This is a genomic window from Sinomicrobium sp. (assembly GCA_029266035.1).
In the GTDB taxonomy this organism is placed as follows: Bacteria; Bacteroidota; Bacteroidia; order Flavobacteriales; family Flavobacteriaceae; genus Sinomicrobium.
Genome location: JAJUFH010000016.1, coordinates 35,608 through 52,926, shown reverse-complemented (window position 1 = coordinate 52,926; position 17,319 = coordinate 35,608). Strand labels below are relative to the sequence as shown.

Sequence of the window (17,319 nt, the reverse complement as noted above, 5' to 3'; positions counted from 1 at the left end):
ATTCATTTATCATTGCAATACAAAACAGACCACTCCAAACCAGACTAAAATTTTAAACTACACTCTAATAACACCATTTGAAAACCAATCAATTTATGAAACCGGAACTTTTATTCAAACAGATTTATCTCTCTGTTGGGAGATTAATGATTCTACCCTTTATTGTGATAGTTGTTTTCGCAATAGGGTGTGAAGAGCCTTCCTTTGAAAGGAACGAAAAGTTAAGTGGTAAAGATGCTATTACGCTAACTTCTCCTATACCCGGATATACGTTGGTATGGGAAGATAATTTCGATGGGTCTGCACTAGACAGCATCAGATGGAGGTATCGTACAGACTGTAAAAGTCAGAGTTGTCAGCGCCCTGAAAATGTAATGGTAGATAATGATACCCTGAAAATACTGTTAAAAGAGGAAAGCTATCAGAATAAGCCGTTTACCGGGGGAGGGATTATCACCAAGCAACCTGATAGTTATGGATATTACGAGATTAGTGCAAAAATGGATGACGGATTTGGTTGGCACGAGTCTTTTTGGGCGGTAGGAAGAAGTGGTTTTGACGATCCTAATCCTATATATGCCGATAGCACTGGAGCGCGAATAGAAATTGATTGTTTTGAACATTATGGAGATTTTGCCAATAATGTTTTTCGCTATGGAGCTATAGATTGGTCGACACTTAGAGGAACTTCATCGTCAAAAGGGTCGATAGGTGCCGGAGTGCACCAAGTTTCTTCAGATTTGTCTCAGGGATTTCATACTTATGGTTTTGAGTATACTCCCGATTATATCAATTTCTTTTTTGACGGGGATATATTAAAAACTATTGATATCCGTAGTGCTCCCCAACATGATATATACCTGTGGATTACCTCTATTGCAACCGAAGTAGGTGCAACAGATGGTGGTGCTATGGCTGTAGACTATGTTCGTGCCTATAATATTAGTCCAGCCCAATACGACATCAGGAAAGTGGAATTTCTACAATACCTAGATTCCTTGAGGGGACCACAGGAGTCTGAGGGTATTGACTTGTGGATTGAATCCGAAGACTTTGTGAATATCAATAACTGGACTGTAGAAAGAGACATAGATCACACGGTAGCCGTAAAGGGGTTTTCGAGTTTTGATGCTACTAGGGATTCTACTGACCTCACGGCTCGAACGGCTGTAGAAGTGGAAACTTCGGGAGTGTATAGATTATGGGTGCGTTCTAGAGATTTTGATACCCAACAGGGAGTAAGAAAATTTAAGGTTATTGTAAATGGAGAATCTTCACCCACAGAATTTGGTACACATGGGGAAGTGGGGTATGAATGGCAGTCAGGTGGAGATTTTACCCTCGAAGAAGGAATTAATATATTAGATATTTACGACAGTTCTCAATATTTTGCCAGATGTGATAGACTTCTGTTGACTACCGACCTGACTTTTCAGCCCGAGGGTATAGGAGGCTTTCAGAATGTTTCGCATATCAATCCATAAAAGGAATAAAATAAAAAGGATCAGCATAAGAATACACCGGTTAATCACAGACTAAAACTTTGAGGAATGAAAAAAGAATATTTACTGATAATTTTCGCATGTCTATGTGTGAGTGGTGTCTGGGGACAGGATATTGAGGTCTCCGGAACAATTACAAACATGGATGGCGAGCCTATCCCTTTTGCTAATATTGTAGAACGGGGTACCACAAATGGGACAGTGGCCAACTTGGATGGGCATTATTCCCTTACTGTCACTGCCGATGCGATACTGGTGTTTAGTTATATAGGGTACAGCAAACAGGAGGTTGAAGTAAATAGTAGGAATCGGATAGATATAACATTGGAGGAGGACGTAGCTGCTTTAGATGAAGTAGTGGTTGTCGGGTATGGTACACAGAAAAAAGCAAACCTTACGGGAGCAGTTACATCGGTTTCAGTAGATGAGGCAGAAGGTAGATCGTTGACTACTGTCGATCAATTATTACAAGGGAAAGTGGCCGGTATGGGAGTAGTCCAGAATTCGGGAAGACCCGGTGATGATATGGCGGAAATACGGATCAGAGGGGTGTCTTCGATAGACAATAACAATGAACCTTTGGTTATCATAGATGGCGTACAGGGTAGTCTGAACGATGTAAGTCCCTATGATATTGCTTCCATGTCGATACTTAAAGATGCAGCCTCGGCAGCCATCTATGGGTCAAGAGCCTCTGCTGGGGTTATTGTGATAGAAACCAAAAGTGGTGTGGATGATGGAGGTGGATTGAAAGTGGAATACAGTGGTACGCTTTCGCTGAGTCGAGCTACCCGTCTTCCTAAAACTGTAAATTCTTACACATATGCCTACTTGATTAATGAGGCTCGACAGAATGTAGGGCAGCCACCTGTGTATAGTGATGAAAGGGTTGAGTCGTTCAGATTGCAGGATGATCCGAGAAATCCTAATACTAATTGGTATGATGAATACTTCGGACAGGGACAGATGCAAAATCATTATGTAGCCCTTCGGGGAGGAAATAAAAATTACCGTTTTTCAAATTCCATAACATATAAAGATCAAGAAGGAATATTAATAGGAACCTCCGCAAAACGTATTTCGTTTAACAGTAATCTCTCAGGCTCTTTTTTTGATAAAAAATTAAATCTTAGGGTTGGGGTTGTAGGATACCGGGAAGGTGTAGAAGAACTCATTTCGCCGACAAACACGGTGATGGCTGAAATAGCGGGGATGACTCCGGTATCATTTGTACGTTCCATAGATAGTATTACGGGAAACCCGAATCTTTACGGGTACAATGCGAGATACCTGGCAGCAAACAGATTGGGAGGAGGTATCGATTCAAAATCGAATGGTATCATGTCGAGAGCATCTGCCGAGCTGGAGCCGGTTAGGAATCTGAAAGGAAAGATACTGGTTTCCAATAATAGGACTACCAATGATTATGTAAACCTGTCGCCGGAGTTCTATACAGCCGGAGACTTTTTGGAAGGGGCTATCAATAAGCGGCAGTCCTCTTTGGAAAAACGTTTTTCTGAACGAAACCTGAATACACTTTTGCTTTCCCTTGATTATGCTCTTGATATAGGCAAGCACAATTTTCAGATTATGCTTGCTCACGAAAAGCAGGAAGTAAGCTATAAACGGGATGATGGATCGGTACGGGAATTATCCAGTAATGCACCGATATTTAATTACGGAGATCCTACTACTCTCTATTTGAACAGTATGGCCTATGAATATGCTACGTCTTCATATTTTGGCAGATTAAATTATAGTTATGACGACAAGTATTTACTAGAGTTGAATTTCAGAAGGGATGGCTCTTCCCGATTTTCTGGTCCAAACCGCTGGGGAAACTTTCCTTCGGTTTCAGCCGCTTGGAGAGTGAGCCAGGAAGATTTTTTCAATAAGTGGAATTTCGTAAACTTAAAGCTCAGAGCATCGTGGGGACGTTTAGGAAATCAGAACATATGGTCTCAATACGCTTTTGCTGATCAGATGAGCGGACAGGAATATTACGCTTTCGGGAACAGCATTGTTCCTGGGAGGGGAACGGTACTTCTGGCCAACCAAGAGACACGGTGGGAAACTACAGAGCAGATAAATTTCGGACTTGACTTGGTTCTGTGGAATCGCTTTAGCCTGCAGGCTGATATTTTTAAGAAAAAAACATATGATATCCTTGCACGTGTAACCATCCCTCCGTCACTCGGGGTGAGTTCATTGCCTTATCAGAATATAGGTACTATGATCAACAAAGGAATAGAACTTACCATAGGATATAGTTCTCCCCATAGTAAGGACAAGTTAAATTATAGTATTTCTGGAAATTTGACCTTTCTCAATAACGAGCTGACCGATCTCGGCGGATTGTCATTTGTAGATCATACTGACAACACAAGAAGTGTGACAGGACATCCTTTTTCATCATTTTATGGTTATAAAGTTGAAAGAATTTATCAGGTATCAGATTTTGTATGGCAACACGACAGTGACCCAGCAATACCTCATACCGAACGCGAATATGTGTTAAAGGAAGGCTATCCCGATCAGTCCAATTTGATGGATACACCAGCACCAGGAGATATTAAAATGGCTGATACCAATGAAGATGGAACAGTGACTCCTGACGATCGTGTACTTATAGGAAATCCCTTACCTAAATTGCAATACGGATTTAGTGTCGATTTGTCTTATAAACGATTTAGCCTAAATATCATAGGTCATGGAGTTCAGGGACAGGATGCCTACATGAATGGCAAACTGATTTCTCCCTTTTTCAATACTAATGGCCCTTTACGCACGGAGATTGTGGAGAAACGATGGACTTATGAAAATCCTTCTAATCAATATCAACGCTTGTATGTCGATAAGACAAGAGATGCCCTTGTGACCAGTTATAATATTTACAACGCATCGTTTTTTAGGCTTAAAAGTGTTCAACTTGGATATGACTTACCTGAAAAACTGGTAAAACATTTTGATCTAAACCGTTGCAGGATTTTTCTGAATGGAGAGAACCTGTTGTTGATTAGCCCGTTTATTGAGGGTTTTGATCCGGAGCGGAGCTACACCAGAATGACTGCTGCCTTTCACCCGCAAATAGCAAGTCTTTCCTTAGGTCTAAATCTTAATTTTTAGAAGTTATGAAACAGATATTTATTAAAAGTTGGGTTGCAGTTATGTTTCTGGTTCTTGGCTCAGCCTGTGACGACCAGTTTCTGGACAGGGAACCTATAGATTTTCTGTCCCCCGATAATTTTAGTACTGAAAGAGACATACAGGAAGCAGTAAACGGAATCTACAAAGCTTATATATCAAACTTAGAGGAACCTATTTATACAGATTTTATAACAGATAATGGGTATTATGTGGATTATCAATTATTGTGGACAGGTAATTTCAACAACGAAACGAAACAGGTTGTAGATAAATGGTCACGAAATTATAGAGTTATTCTTAGAGCCAATACAGTATTGCATTATATCGATGAAGTGGTGATGTCGCAACAGAGCTATGATCAGTTTAAGGGAGAAGCCCTTTTCTTAAGAGCACTTGCCTATTTCGACCTGTCCTTTTTCTACGGAGATGTTCCGCTTCGTCTTGAACCCGAAGGACTTGATGAAGCAGATAAGCCATTAACTTCTCACGCTGATATTGTTCAAATGGTATTAGACGATTTAGAAATAGCCTCAGAAATTCTTCCTCCCAGTTATTCTGCCGACAATAGAGGGAGAGCCACAAAGGGAGCCGCACTTGCCATAAAAGCTCGTGTGTTGTTATTTAATCATCGTTACGGAGAGGCAGCAGATTATTGCAGGAAGGTAAGAGAATTGGGGGTATATGAGATTATGTCTACTTACTCTTCCCTTTTTCTACCTGAAGGTGAGGTAGATAATAAGGAAGTTATTTTCGATATGCAATTCGAGAAGGATGCTGCGCAGTTCGGATTGTCAAATATATGGTACACGCGCTTTCGTTCGTGGAGCGGGTATCAGGTAGATCACAATTTGTATGAAGAGTTTTATTCTACCAACGGATTGTCTATTAATAATCCGGATAACGAACTGTACGACCCATCGATAAGACCAACCGGTCTTGCGGCTCCATCCAATTACATCAAGGAAGGTGGATATGACAATCGTTTTCAGAATCGGGATCCCCGTCTGTATTACTCCCTTGTTTTTCCGTATTCGATAAGAGATTATCACCTGACAACAGGAGAACCAATTGTCTACTATCCTTCTCAGCAAGCATCAGCCAATTTTACCAGTTTCAAGGTGAGAAAATACGTGGATTTTTCCGATAATGGAATCAATAATATATCTGGGGTAAATCCAGTAATCATTCGTTATGCCGATGTGTTACTTATGGAAGCAGAAGCCCTAGTAGAGCAAGGGGGCTATGATGAAGCTGAGGTATATAATTTGATCAATCAGGTTCGTCAGCGTCCCGATGTAATGATGCCAAAGGTTGAAGATGTAGAAGGGGTGGGGTTGTCCCCTGAAGCACTGATTGATGTAATTCGTCATGAACGACGGGTAGAACTTGCTTTTGAGGGATTGCGGATATTCGATATTATGCGTTGGGAAATCGGGGAGCAGGCCTTTGGAGACTTGCGAGGTTTCAAGCCGGGAAAACTTTCGCCTAGAACAAATAATATGGAGTATGAGGTATATACCGTACTCCAACGTTCATTCGATGCTTCAAAATCGTATCAATGGCCTATTCCGAAAGCAGAACTGGATGCCAATAAGGCCATAGGCCAATAGAAATGTATTAACAAAACTAACCAGATTATCACCTTAAAATATGGAATGGATAAAACAATGTAAATTACTTGTTCTTTTATTCGGGATATTCCTGTTAGGAGCATGTAAAAAAGAAACTGATCAGGAGGAAATTATCGCAGAAACATTGGATATCAATGTGAGTTTTGCGATTAAGCCTGAACCTGAAACTGTATTTTTTTTCCAGTTGTATTATACCGAAGAGGAAAACGAGCCTTTCTACCAACGAAACCCAGACGTGGTGTTTGAGCGGATATTGACAGCGACGGATATTGAAGATGGCTTTACATTGCCTATTGAAGGTCTGGACCGGAACAGATTTGCGTATGTGACTGCCTTTGCCGATATAGACGGTAATGAGATGTTGAGCGAAGGAGATGTGGCAACATGCTATTTCGAACATAGTCTGAGAGAAGTGATGAAAGGTAATGCCCAAGCCAGCAATGTATCTCATCGCGAGTTTCTTACCGTTGAAATGAGTGAAGTATACACTGCACTGGTTCCATTTCAGGCTGCATTTGAATTTCCTATTCCTCCTGTGGTCGAAACGGTACTGAAATTTAACCTGTATTATGCAGATGCAGAGGAAGCCACTTTTTTTGAACGTGAACCCGATGCTGTTGTGACAAGAGTGTTGAGTGGAGAAGACATCGCAAATGGCTTCACTTTATCGTTGGATAATGTAGAGGACCGCTCTTATGTTTATGCCACTACTTACCTTGATATTGACGGTAACGGGGAGTTGAATCATGGTGATATAGCTATGGGCTACCAGGCAAAAGCGTTGAGTGAAATCATGACTGGTGAAGTACAGGCAGACAATATGGCTGGAGTAGAACAAACTACCTGGTCTATGGAAGCGTGGTTTATAGATGAAGACGAACCAGCGACGGATATTGATGGCAATGTATACAACACTGTAGTTATCGGAGATAAGGAATGGATGGTGGAGAACCTTAAAGTAACCCGGTACAGGAACGGTGCACTGATTTCTACCGGACTCTCTGCCGTCGAATGGTCGGCTACATATAGCAATGGACGTTTGGGGGCGTATGCCGTGTATCCATTTGAAGATGTAGCCAATATTGATTCGGAAGAACAGATGATAGCTGAATATGGACTGTTGTATAATGGTTTTGCCGTTATGGACGAGAGGGGGCTAGCACCTGCCGGTTGGCGAGTGGCTACTGATGAGGATCTTAAGGATTTGGAACAGGCGATAGGCTTTACAGAGGCTCAGACAGATGCTACGGGTTGGAGAGGTGTAGGAGGTCTTATGCTGCGCAGTGAGACAGACTGGCCTGTAAATCCCGGTACAGATGATCTTGGTTTTAAGGCCTTACCAGCCGGCGGAAGGGATGTAAATGGGAATTTCAACAATTTCAATAACAGAGCTTATTTCTGGACATCCTCTCCCAATGAAACAACTCCTTTGACGCAAAATTATAGACGGATATTAGAGGATACGCGAACCGAACATATCCATAGAAGTATTATTAGCAATCGCGAAGGGTATTCTATACGGTGTGTGCGAGATAAACTATAAATTAGAAGAGTCTGATTCATGAAAAGTATTTGGTTCAAACGGAGCTTGTTATTATCGTATTTCATACTGTTGGGCATTGTAGTTCGAGCACAGGGAGTACTGGGTGAAGAACAATTGCCACTCGACGGGTACTGGGCATTCAAAACTATTGAAACATTGGAGGATGCTCCTCCTTTGGCTCATCCGGATTCCCTCTGGCAAAATAGTGATTCCCTGATGGTTCCCGGTAACTGGGATACCGAACCCGTTTATGCACAATACAGGGGGATGGGGATGTACCGCAGGGATATTAAGGTTCCTGCGATGTGGGAGGGAGATATTATCCGCCTTCATTTTGAGGCGGTATATGAAACGGCCCGCGTATATGTGAACGGACGATACGTAGGAAGCCATCAGGGTGGCTATACACCATTTGAATTTCGGGTGGAAGACCTGTTGAAAATAGGTGAAAACAACGTGATTGCCGTAGTAGCTGATAACCGCTATAGAAGAGGTGCGTGGTGGCCGTGGGGAGGTATCAGCAGGAAGGTGTATTTAATGAGGAATAAACCCGTCCGGGTGAACCGGTTATTGGTTACGCCTGTAGTAGACCTACAGTCAAAGAAAGGTGAAGTAGGGATATCTTATCGTTTGGAGAACAATGCTTCATTTGAAACAGATGTAGAGGTTTCCGTAAAAATATTTGCCGATAATCAATATACATCGGTTATCGCGGATACCAGCTATACGGTGACTATTGCAGATGAACGGTCTGTTAAAAAGAAATTCAGTCTGGCATTGCCCGGTACCGTAAAGTTATGGCATATTGATCATCCTGAACTGTACGGTTGTGAAATCACTTTAAACAAAAACGGAGAGCAACTGCACCGGAAACGCAGTGCTTTTGGTTTTCGAAAAATAGAGATTCGAGAGCAGCAGTTGCTGTTGAACGGAGAACCGATAAAACTGGCAGGTTTCAACCGTGTACACGATCATCGTGCCGTGGGAAATACCGAGCCGTTATGGCTTATTAAAAAAGACCTGGACCACATGAAAAGCCTGGGGTGCAACATGACACGAATGATGCATGCACCCTTATCTCCTGAGCTTCTGGCATATGCCGATAAAATAGGGATGCTGATCATCGGTGAGATCCCGGTTTGGGGTATTGAAGACCCGCAGGCTTTTGAGAACAATTCGCTCACAAAACACTGGCTTCGGGAAATGATAGAGCGGGACTATAATCATCCTTCGGTGATAGGGTGGAGCATGGGTAACGAGTTAGCAGCAGACCGGAAAGACCGGACACAGTTGTCTATGAGTAGGGAACAGTCACAATACGTTATCTCCATGATGAGATACGTACGGGAAAAACTGGACAGTACGCGTTTACTGACATATGTTTCATTTACCTCTTTCAGAGACAACGATCCAGAAACGGAGCCTGCCAGATATGCGGATATGCTCTGTTTTAACAGCTATGGCGATTTTGTGGAGGCAGCGCAAAAAATACACCGGCGCTGGCCTGATAAACTCATGCTGATTACCGAATTCGGCCAAGGGCAACTGGGACATCATCTTGATGGCAGGTTGGATGAACGCCTTGCTGATAGATTGGATCGTGTTGCAACTTTGCCTTATGTTGCCGGAGCGTCCCTTTGGACGTACAACGATTATCGTAGTGATTATAAGGGTACGCCACTTGGTGGTGACCGTACTTGGGGTGTAGTTGACGTATGGCGTAGGCATAAAAGAGCGGTAAAACAGATTAGTGAAGCATTTGCACCCATTGCAGGACTGGATGCAGATTGGGATGCAGTCCGCAACAAGGTTACGGCGACCATCCGTCCGCGGGTAAAAGAAGCTCTTCCGTCTTATGTGTTACGGGGTTATAAACTGCAATTGCAGGTTTATGATAAAAATGGCATGGAGCAAAGCAAAGAGGTTACGGTATTGAAGGATATCCATCCGGGTGATGCCGGTGTGTCTCATACCTTTTCCCGGTTCAGGAAGTCGGGAAATGCTTCGCATATAAAATTGAGTTTGACCACCCCTACTAATCACGAAGTTTACAAACGTATCGTTTATAAAGATGTTCCTGATCGCCCCGGGATTGAACGGGTATTGGCGTCCGATTCGGTGGCGAGGTTGTATTTTAAACCTGTTCTTCCAGATAATGAAATTGTAGTGGCATTGCCTGGTGGAGATACCATCAGGACCATAGCCCCTTATACGGATATTTCCAGAAAGCAATGGTCTGGAAACGGAGAAGTACGGCTGTATGCCGCCAATCATAAAGGAAAAAGTAAAGCACTAATATATGAGCTGAAATTTTCGGGTTTGGCACTGCCTCCGGTGATCCGCAAGGTGATGCAGGTGGCAGATGGAATTGTCGTGGGATATGAAGTACGGCAAAAAGACAGCCATTACCGTATACAATATCGGTCGGTAAAAGCTCCTGAAAATATTTTTGAGATCGGGACAAGCCTGGAGGGATCCACTAAGATAAAGATGACAGATCCGGCCGGTTATGAGGTGAGGATCAGGGAAGAAAACCAAGATATGAAAAGCCAATGGTCACCCTGGAAAACCGTGGAAGCAAAAAATACGATCTGAAACAGGTAAATATGATTGTTAAAAGCATGAAATATACGATAGTATTATCGGCCGTGGTGATGATATGCAATGCCGGTTATAGCCAAAAAGGGACTGAGGAAAATAAACCGAATATCATTGTCATTCTGGCAGATGACCTGGGAAATAATGATGTTGGGTTTAACGGGTGTAAAGACATACCGACCCCAAATATAGACCGTATTGCAAGTGAGGGAGTTAGATTTTCGCAAGGTTATGTCACTTTTGCCGTTTGCGGGCCGAGCCGGGCCGGATTAATTACGGGCAGGTATCAGGACAGGTTTGGTTTTGCCCGTACTCCTGTTTTTGCACCAAGTGACCCGGAAATGGGGTTGCCGCGGTCTGAGCAGACCATGGCAGAGATGCTGAAAACAGCCGGATACCGGACGATGCTGGCGGGTAAGTGGCATGTAGGGGCGCATGCCGAGGTACATCATCCCAATAAACGGGGATTTGACGAGTTTTTTGGTTTTCTGGCCGGAGGACATCGCTATTTTCCGGAAGATTGGACCATACCTACGGCATATGAGGCAGAGGGGAACGAGGAGCATGGGTACAGGACCATATTACAGCATAACGGCCGGATAGTAGAAAACGAGAAGGAGTACCTCACCGACGCGCTTTCACGTGAAGCCGTAAACTTTGTAAAAAAAAATAAAGAACAACCGTTTTTCCTTTATCTGGCGTACAATGCACCTCATACCCCTTTGCAAGCTACCGATAAGTATCTCGATCGTTTCAGGTATATAGCAGACGAAAAAAGACGTATTTATGCGGCAATGGTCAGTGCCATGGATGATGGAATCGGCCGTGTACTGGATCAACTGGAAGCATCGGGCATGGCCGAAAACACCGTGGTGTTTTTCCTGTCAGACAACGGAGGGCCGCAGCCGGTGAACGGTTCTGACAACGGTGTCCTGAGAGGAGGGAAGTCTTCCTGGTATGAAGGAGGGATCCGGGTACCCTTTGCCATGCGATGGCCCCGAAAGGTAAAGCCGGGACAAGTATGCGACCTACCGGTTATTTCACTGGATATTTTTGCTACGCTTGTTGCCAATATCGGCCAATCGGTAGAGGTGCGAAATAAACTGGATGGTATAGATTTAATACCTGTAATTACTGGGCAGAAGGAATCAGTTCCTGAAAGGACATTGTTTTGGAGTATGTACGACAGAAATCTCTATGTAGCCCGTAACGGGAACGGTGCCTTCAAGATCTTGACCAAGCCCAATGGGAATGAACTTTACAATCTGGATAAGGATATTTCAGAAAAAAACAACTTACTGAAAGATAATAAGGATAAAAAAGTATATGAAAGCCTTATAAACGAATTGGAAACCTGGAAAAAAGAAATGCGGAAACCGGCATTTTTGGGCTTGGGACAGGTAAAAGAATATTGGAAGTGGAAAAGAGGAGAAAAGGAAAATAAATAAGTGATGATGAGTAAACGACAATACATCTTGTTTTTTTTGTCTGGACTGGTCTTGTTTGTTGGAACCATTGCCCAGGCACAAGACAATAGTGATATAGATAAAATAGCTGCATCTCAGGCGGGTAGTTCTCCCTTGTTGTTTACTGTGCCCGACGACAAAGTTCCACCTGTGGTTCCCGGAAGTTTTTTTGATGATAATGAATGCAAGGTGAGATTGGGCATCCCGAACTTGCTTTATAAGGCCAAAAGTGGAGAAGAGATCACCGTAGCCTTTATTGGCGGAAGCATTACCCAAAGCAGGGATAGCTATCGGATGCAGACAGCCCGGTATATGCAAAACCGTTTTCCAAAAGCTACTTGCAACTGGGTGAATGCCGGAGTATCAGGCACGGGAACAGATTTGGGAGCGTTTCGTATCGGGGAGCAGGTGCTTTGCTATCAGCCTGACCTGATCTTTATTGAGTTTGCCGTCAATGGTGCCTATAAGCCCGGAATGGAAGGTATGGTACGCCAGATTATCAGGGCAAATCCTCATACTGATATTATTCTCATCTATACCATTCAAAACGGTCAGACTGCGGTATATCAGGGAGGTGGAGTTCCCGATAACATTCAGGGTTTAGAACATATTGCCGAACATTATGGCCTACCTTCAATACATCTTGGAATGGAACCTGCCGCATTGGAAGCACAGGATAAGCTCGTCTGGAAAAGTCAGAAGCCGGAGGTTGGGGATCGAATACGGTTTTCAAGAGACGGTATTCATCCGACCAAAGCTGGTGGTGATCTGTATGCTGCTGCCATAGCGCGGGCAATAGAAAAGATGTACAATGCAGGAACTGCGATGCCTCACGATTTACCAGCTCCGTTAATTACCGATGCATGGGAAGATGCCAGGATGTACGATCCGAAGCAAATTGCGGTATTCGATACGGATTGGAAATCGTTGGAGACCAAAGAATCAGCTCTCAAACAGTTTCAGGGATGGTTTGATGAGGTAGTAACTGCTGGCAAACCGGGAGCATCCTTTACTTTTTTCTTCGAGGGTGACCGGTTTGGTTTTTTCGACATCGGTGGCCCCGAAGTAGGGCAGCTTTCCGTGTGGATAAATGATAGACCTATAGGTGTAAAGAAAATAGCAGAACGAGGATACCGATTGTGGGAGGTTAGTAGCACGGAAACCGATACTGTACTGAACCGGTTCAACCGGTATTGCAATAATAGATACAGGGGTCAATATGATGTTATTCAGTTACAGCCCGGAAGACATAAGGTTAGCTTGAAAATCTCACCTGCACAGGCAAATAAGAGGGAAATATTAGGTTTCGGTCGGTTGGAAGACATCACCGAAAATCCGGAAAAATACGATCGGTCTGTAATCTATCTCGGCAAGATCTTGCTTCGCGGAAGGCCCCTCAGTGAAAAGGATTGGTAAGGACATATAAGGCTGTCAATTTGGGCAATTTTTGGATGTAACTTTTTAGGTGTAAAAGGAATGAATAAGGAAATGGAATTACCGACCATAATATCTTGATCTAAAACGGCATCTTTGAAGATACGGGGTAATGAAGAAAGTAAACTAATTAGTAAAAACTTCAAAACAATAATATTATGAAAACAATCAAACTGAAAAAAATGGTATTCACTGGATTGGTAATGGTTTTATGTACTATCGGGTTTACAGCTCAGGCACAGGAAAAAACCTATGCAGACAAATGGGCAAAAAATGAAACAGATCGCTATGTTCAGGATCTGGGCTTGACAGAGGAACAGGCCGGAAAAGTACATAAAATCTTATTGGCCACGGCCAAGAAAGCGGAAGAGATCAAGGAAACGAAAACTGGAGATACACAGAAGAAAGCAATATGGCAAAACAATAAGGAACGGCTTAAAATGGTCAATGAGGTATTGACACCGGAACAACAGCAAAAGCTCAAGGAATCAAGGAAAAAGAAATAGGAGATGGCTTCTAGTTTGTTTGCAATAAATACAGGAGATGGCGCTCAGTGGTATTCCTGAACGGAATGAGGTTATATTATGGATAAAATGTATTACAAGATATTGTTTCTTTTTGCTCTGTTACAGTTTACAGCTTTTAATGTATTTGCTCTGCAAAAAAATCCCAATATCCTATGGATAATAGCCGATGACTTGGGAAATGACTTAGGTTGTTACGGCAATATGGATGTGTATACGCCCAATCTGGACAGGTTGGCTGCCGAAGGCATACGTTTTACGAATGCGTATGCGACAGCCCCGGTATGCTCTCCGAGCCGGTCGTCGCTGATAACAGGGATGTACCCCGTTAGTATTAACAGCCTGAATCATCGCACCTTGGATAAAAAACCGTTACCAAGAGGAATAGCACCTATAACTGCTTATTTCAGGAAGGAAGGTTACTTCTGTACTAATGCTGACGAATACCGGGAAAAAGGTAAGGAAGATTATAATTTTGATACGGAATACATTTATGACGGGATCGACTGGGATGAAAGGCAGCCTGATCAACCTTTCTTTGCCCAGATTCAGATCTTTGAACCGCACCGGCCATTCGTTTCTGATACCGAACATCCGGTAGATCCGGATATGGTACAAGTTCCACCGTATTACCCCGATCATCCTCTGATCCGGAAAGATTGGGCGATGTACCTCGAAAGTATTCAGGTACTCGACAAAAAAGTAGGTGCTGTATTGGACTGGTTAGAGGAAGAGGGACTGATAGACGAGACGGTTATTTTCTTTTTTGGGGACCACGGAAGGCCCCACTTGCGGGATAAACAATTTTTGTACGAAGGGGGGCTCCGGACACCGTTGATTGCCCGTTTTCCTCCCGGAATGGCAGAAAAGGGAGTAGTGGAAAACCTAGTGAGTTTGATTGACGTATCTGCCACATCCCTGGCTTTGGCAGGTGTAGTGCTGCCACCTCACCTTCAAGGAAAACCTTTTTTTGGAGATGACAAGGAGATACGGAAATATGTTTACGGGTTTCGGCAGCGTATGGGAGATGCCGTAGACGATTCAAGGAGTATTACTGACGGGAGGTATAAGTTGATTTGGAACCGGATGCCGGAAGTTCCCTGGATGCAGCTCAGCAGCTATAAAAAGACATCGTATCCGGCATTTTCACTTTATCAATACCTTTATGAAAAAGGAGAATTGGGGATTCCGTTCAACTTATTCATGGCTGAGTATAAACCCGAAATCGAGTTATATGATTTGAAGGATGATCCCTACGAGTTAAAAAATCTCGCGAATACCGATCTGTTTCAAATTATTGGTAAACAACTCTTTCAAACCCTAAAAAACAAGATAACGGCGTTAGAGCATGGAAAAGAAACGGAATCACCCGAGACCGCCGAAAAAGGGGTGAAGTCCGGAAGGAGTTACGGGCAGTTGAAACTGGAGAAAATGGGTTTGCCCAAAGAAGCTAATCCCAGCCAGATGGTAAAGTATTGGGAAAAGGAATTATTGAATAAGTAAAAGAATAATCACATGTTTCAATTGCGTAGTCAAATAAAGGTTCTGTTATGTCTTGGAGGTACCAGCCTGCTTTTTTACGCCTGTGGTACGAAGACAGAAAATCTGCTTTTCATCAGCCCTGACGCTACAGTTCGTGTTGAAATAGCACTTGATAGTACAGGATATTACAGGCTGAATGTATCTAAAAAGGATTTTGCTTTTGTAGAAAATGGCAAGTTGGGCTTATCGCTTCAAGGGCAAGATAGCCTTTTTACTTCCTTGGTAGAAACAAAAGGGCCTTTTGACAAAGCAGAAGTAGTTGATGAAATGGGGATAAGCGGTCCGGTGGAACGGCATTGGAATGAATATATACTGGAATTTAGCCAAGGTGAGCAAATAACGTTACGTGTTTTTGATGAAGGGATAGCCTATCGGTATGTATTTGATAGTGGACAAGCTACAAGCCACGTGTTGGGAGAGGAATCTTCTTGGGGTATTCCGGCACAGACAAAAGTATGGTTCTTTGAGAGAGACAACGATTGGAAACTGAAATCTTATGCTGGCGAATGGCAGTGGACAACAATAGAACAATTGCGAACGGTTTCAGAAACAGGTAACATACAAGGAAAGCCATTGGTTTTTGAATACCAAAATGGAACGTATGGCCTTCTGGCAGAAGCTGGATTGTTTAATTACAGTGGGATGCGTTTCGAGGCTTTACCGGGAAACAGGATAAAAGCTAATTTCTCTGAGGGGGATAAAGGGTTTATTGTTAAAGGCACTGTTCTCTCGCCCTGGAGGGTTGCATTTGTTGCGGATGGTCTCAACCAACTGATCCATCAGCAAACGATTATTACTTCCTTAAATCCGGAGCCGGATGCAGCGTTGTTTGCGGACAGAAGCTGGATCAAGCCAGGACGCTCTGTTTGGAGCTGGTGGTCAAATTTTACAGGTACCCCCGAACTGCAAAAGCAGATGGTCGATTATGCCAAGGAATTAGGTTTTGAACATAATCTTATCGATGCGAATTGGGAAAAGTGGCCGGACAAATGGACTGCTTTGAAAGAGGTCTGTCGCTATGGGAAAGAAAACGAAGTAATTACATGGGTGTGGAAGCATTCTGATGAATTAAATTTTTCCGAAAACGACTACCAGATGATGCAGGCTTTTATGGATAGCTTGAAAGTTTCCGGCGTGGGAGGAATAAAGGTGGATTTTATGGATGGGGAGCGTAAAAGTCTGATCGATTTTGATGAAGCGGTACTTCGTCATGCTGCGGAACGAAAGCTGATGGTTAACTTTCACGGTGTACAAACCGCAACTGGAGAAATTAAAAGATACCCGAATGAGCTTACCCGTGAAGGGATCCGGGGCTTGGAGTTAAATACACATCCCGAAGGCCCGATCACAGCTTCACATAATGCGGCATTGCCTTTCACGCGATTTATACTGGGACATGGTGATTATACACCGCTGACATTTACAGCTACTGGAGAAACCACCTGGGCACATCAGTTGGCTACATTGGTCCTGTTTACATCGCCTGTCCAGATCATTGCAGAAAATCCTGAAATCCTGTTGAAACACCCTGCAGTAAAAGATGCTCTGCCATTGATCAAACAGATACCGACGGTATGGGATGAGACTGTTGTTTTACCGGGAAGCAAAATAGGGGAATTGGCAGTCATAGCGAGAAGAAAAGACCATGACTGGTATATCGGCGTATTGAACGGAGGAGAAAAGAAGACGGTGGAAATCGATCTTACTCTTCTCAACACTGCGGTTGGAGAGGCTGTTTTATACAGGGATGCTACGGAACGTATAGCCAATCCCATAAGCAGGGAATACAATGCCAAAGACAGGCATTACAGTGCGGTCATTACGCCATTTGTAATGGAGAAAAAACAAATATCCGGCAACAAAATAACGATAAATATTGAAAAAAACGGAGGAGCGGTATTGCTCGTTCGCAGATAATTTACAGATATGGAA

The 17,319-nt window shown here is 43.2% G+C and carries 10 protein-coding genes; all 10 read left to right on the top strand.

The features are described 5' to 3' along the window. Window positions 1-95 precede the first annotated feature (95 nt). Window positions 96-1,484, top strand: coding sequence for a glycoside hydrolase family 16 protein (locus tag ACYZZR_RS08910; protein ID WP_461533657.1), 1,389 nt, complete (start codon window positions 96-98; stop codon window positions 1,482-1,484). A gap of 66 nt (window positions 1,485-1,550) precedes the next feature. Further along, window positions 1,551-4,628 carry a SusC/RagA family TonB-linked outer membrane protein gene (locus tag ACYZZR_RS08905; protein ID WP_461533656.1) on the top strand — a complete coding sequence of 1,026 codons (3,078 nt, stop codon included), beginning with the start codon at window positions 1,551-1,553 and terminating at the stop codon, window positions 4,626-4,628. Window positions 4,629-4,633: 5 nt separating this feature from the next. Further along, window positions 4,634-6,259, top strand: a complete 1,626-nt coding sequence (locus tag ACYZZR_RS08900) for a RagB/SusD family nutrient uptake outer membrane protein (RefSeq protein ID WP_461533655.1) — start codon at window positions 4,634-4,636, stop codon at window positions 6,257-6,259. A 40-nt stretch (window positions 6,260-6,299) separates the two neighbouring features. Then, window positions 6,300-7,823, top strand: a complete 1,524-nt coding sequence (locus ACYZZR_RS08895; RefSeq protein ID WP_461533654.1) for a fibrobacter succinogenes major paralogous domain-containing protein — start codon at window positions 6,300-6,302, stop codon at window positions 7,821-7,823. 18 nt (window positions 7,824-7,841) lie between these two features. Beyond that, window positions 7,842-10,418 (top strand): glycoside hydrolase family 2 protein, encoded by a 2,577-nt coding sequence (locus tag ACYZZR_RS08890; protein WP_461533653.1) that lies wholly within the window; start codon window positions 7,842-7,844, stop codon window positions 10,416-10,418. A 26-nt stretch (window positions 10,419-10,444) separates the two neighbouring features. Further along, a complete protein-coding gene (locus ACYZZR_RS08885; RefSeq protein ID WP_461533652.1) occupies window positions 10,445-11,869 on the top strand; it encodes a sulfatase-like hydrolase/transferase in 1,425 nt (474 codons plus the stop codon). 3 nt (window positions 11,870-11,872) lie between these two features. Then, complete coding sequence (locus ACYZZR_RS08880) at window positions 11,873-13,303, top strand: SGNH/GDSL hydrolase family protein (RefSeq protein WP_461533651.1); 1,431 nt, start codon at window positions 11,873-11,875, stop codon at window positions 13,301-13,303. Window positions 13,304-13,479: 176 nt separating this feature from the next. Further along, on the top strand, window positions 13,480-13,827 hold the full coding sequence (locus ACYZZR_RS08875; RefSeq protein WP_461533650.1) for a hypothetical protein: 348 nt from the start codon (window positions 13,480-13,482) through the stop codon (window positions 13,825-13,827). Window positions 13,828-13,914: 87 nt separating this feature from the next. Further along, window positions 13,915-15,348 carry a sulfatase family protein gene (locus tag ACYZZR_RS08870; RefSeq protein ID WP_461533649.1) on the top strand — a complete coding sequence of 478 codons (1,434 nt, stop codon included), beginning with the start codon at window positions 13,915-13,917 and terminating at the stop codon, window positions 15,346-15,348. A 12-nt stretch (window positions 15,349-15,360) separates the two neighbouring features. Further along, window positions 15,361-17,304 (top strand): glycoside hydrolase family 97 protein, encoded by a 1,944-nt coding sequence (locus tag ACYZZR_RS08865; protein ID WP_461533648.1) that lies wholly within the window; start codon window positions 15,361-15,363, stop codon window positions 17,302-17,304. The last annotated feature ends 15 nt before the right edge of the window (window positions 17,305-17,319 follow it).

Coding starts and splice junctions, on each gene's coding strand:
- ACYZZR_RS08910 (WP_461533657.1), top strand. CDS start 96: ATGAAACCGGAACTTTTATTCAAACAGATTTATCTCTCTGTTGGGAGA.
- ACYZZR_RS08905 (WP_461533656.1), top strand. CDS start 1,551: ATGAAAAAAGAATATTTACTGATAATTTTCGCATGTCTATGTGTGAGT.
- ACYZZR_RS08900 (WP_461533655.1), top strand. CDS start 4,634: ATGAAACAGATATTTATTAAAAGTTGGGTTGCAGTTATGTTTCTGGTT.
- ACYZZR_RS08895 (WP_461533654.1), top strand. CDS start 6,300: ATGGAATGGATAAAACAATGTAAATTACTTGTTCTTTTATTCGGGATA.
- ACYZZR_RS08890 (WP_461533653.1), top strand. CDS start 7,842: ATGAAAAGTATTTGGTTCAAACGGAGCTTGTTATTATCGTATTTCATA.
- ACYZZR_RS08885 (WP_461533652.1), top strand. CDS start 10,445: ATGAAATATACGATAGTATTATCGGCCGTGGTGATGATATGCAATGCC.
- ACYZZR_RS08880 (WP_461533651.1), top strand. CDS start 11,873: ATGATGAGTAAACGACAATACATCTTGTTTTTTTTGTCTGGACTGGTC.
- ACYZZR_RS08875 (WP_461533650.1), top strand. CDS start 13,480: ATGAAAACAATCAAACTGAAAAAAATGGTATTCACTGGATTGGTAATG.
- ACYZZR_RS08870 (WP_461533649.1), top strand. CDS start 13,915: ATGTATTACAAGATATTGTTTCTTTTTGCTCTGTTACAGTTTACAGCT.
- ACYZZR_RS08865 (WP_461533648.1), top strand. CDS start 15,361: ATGTTTCAATTGCGTAGTCAAATAAAGGTTCTGTTATGTCTTGGAGGT.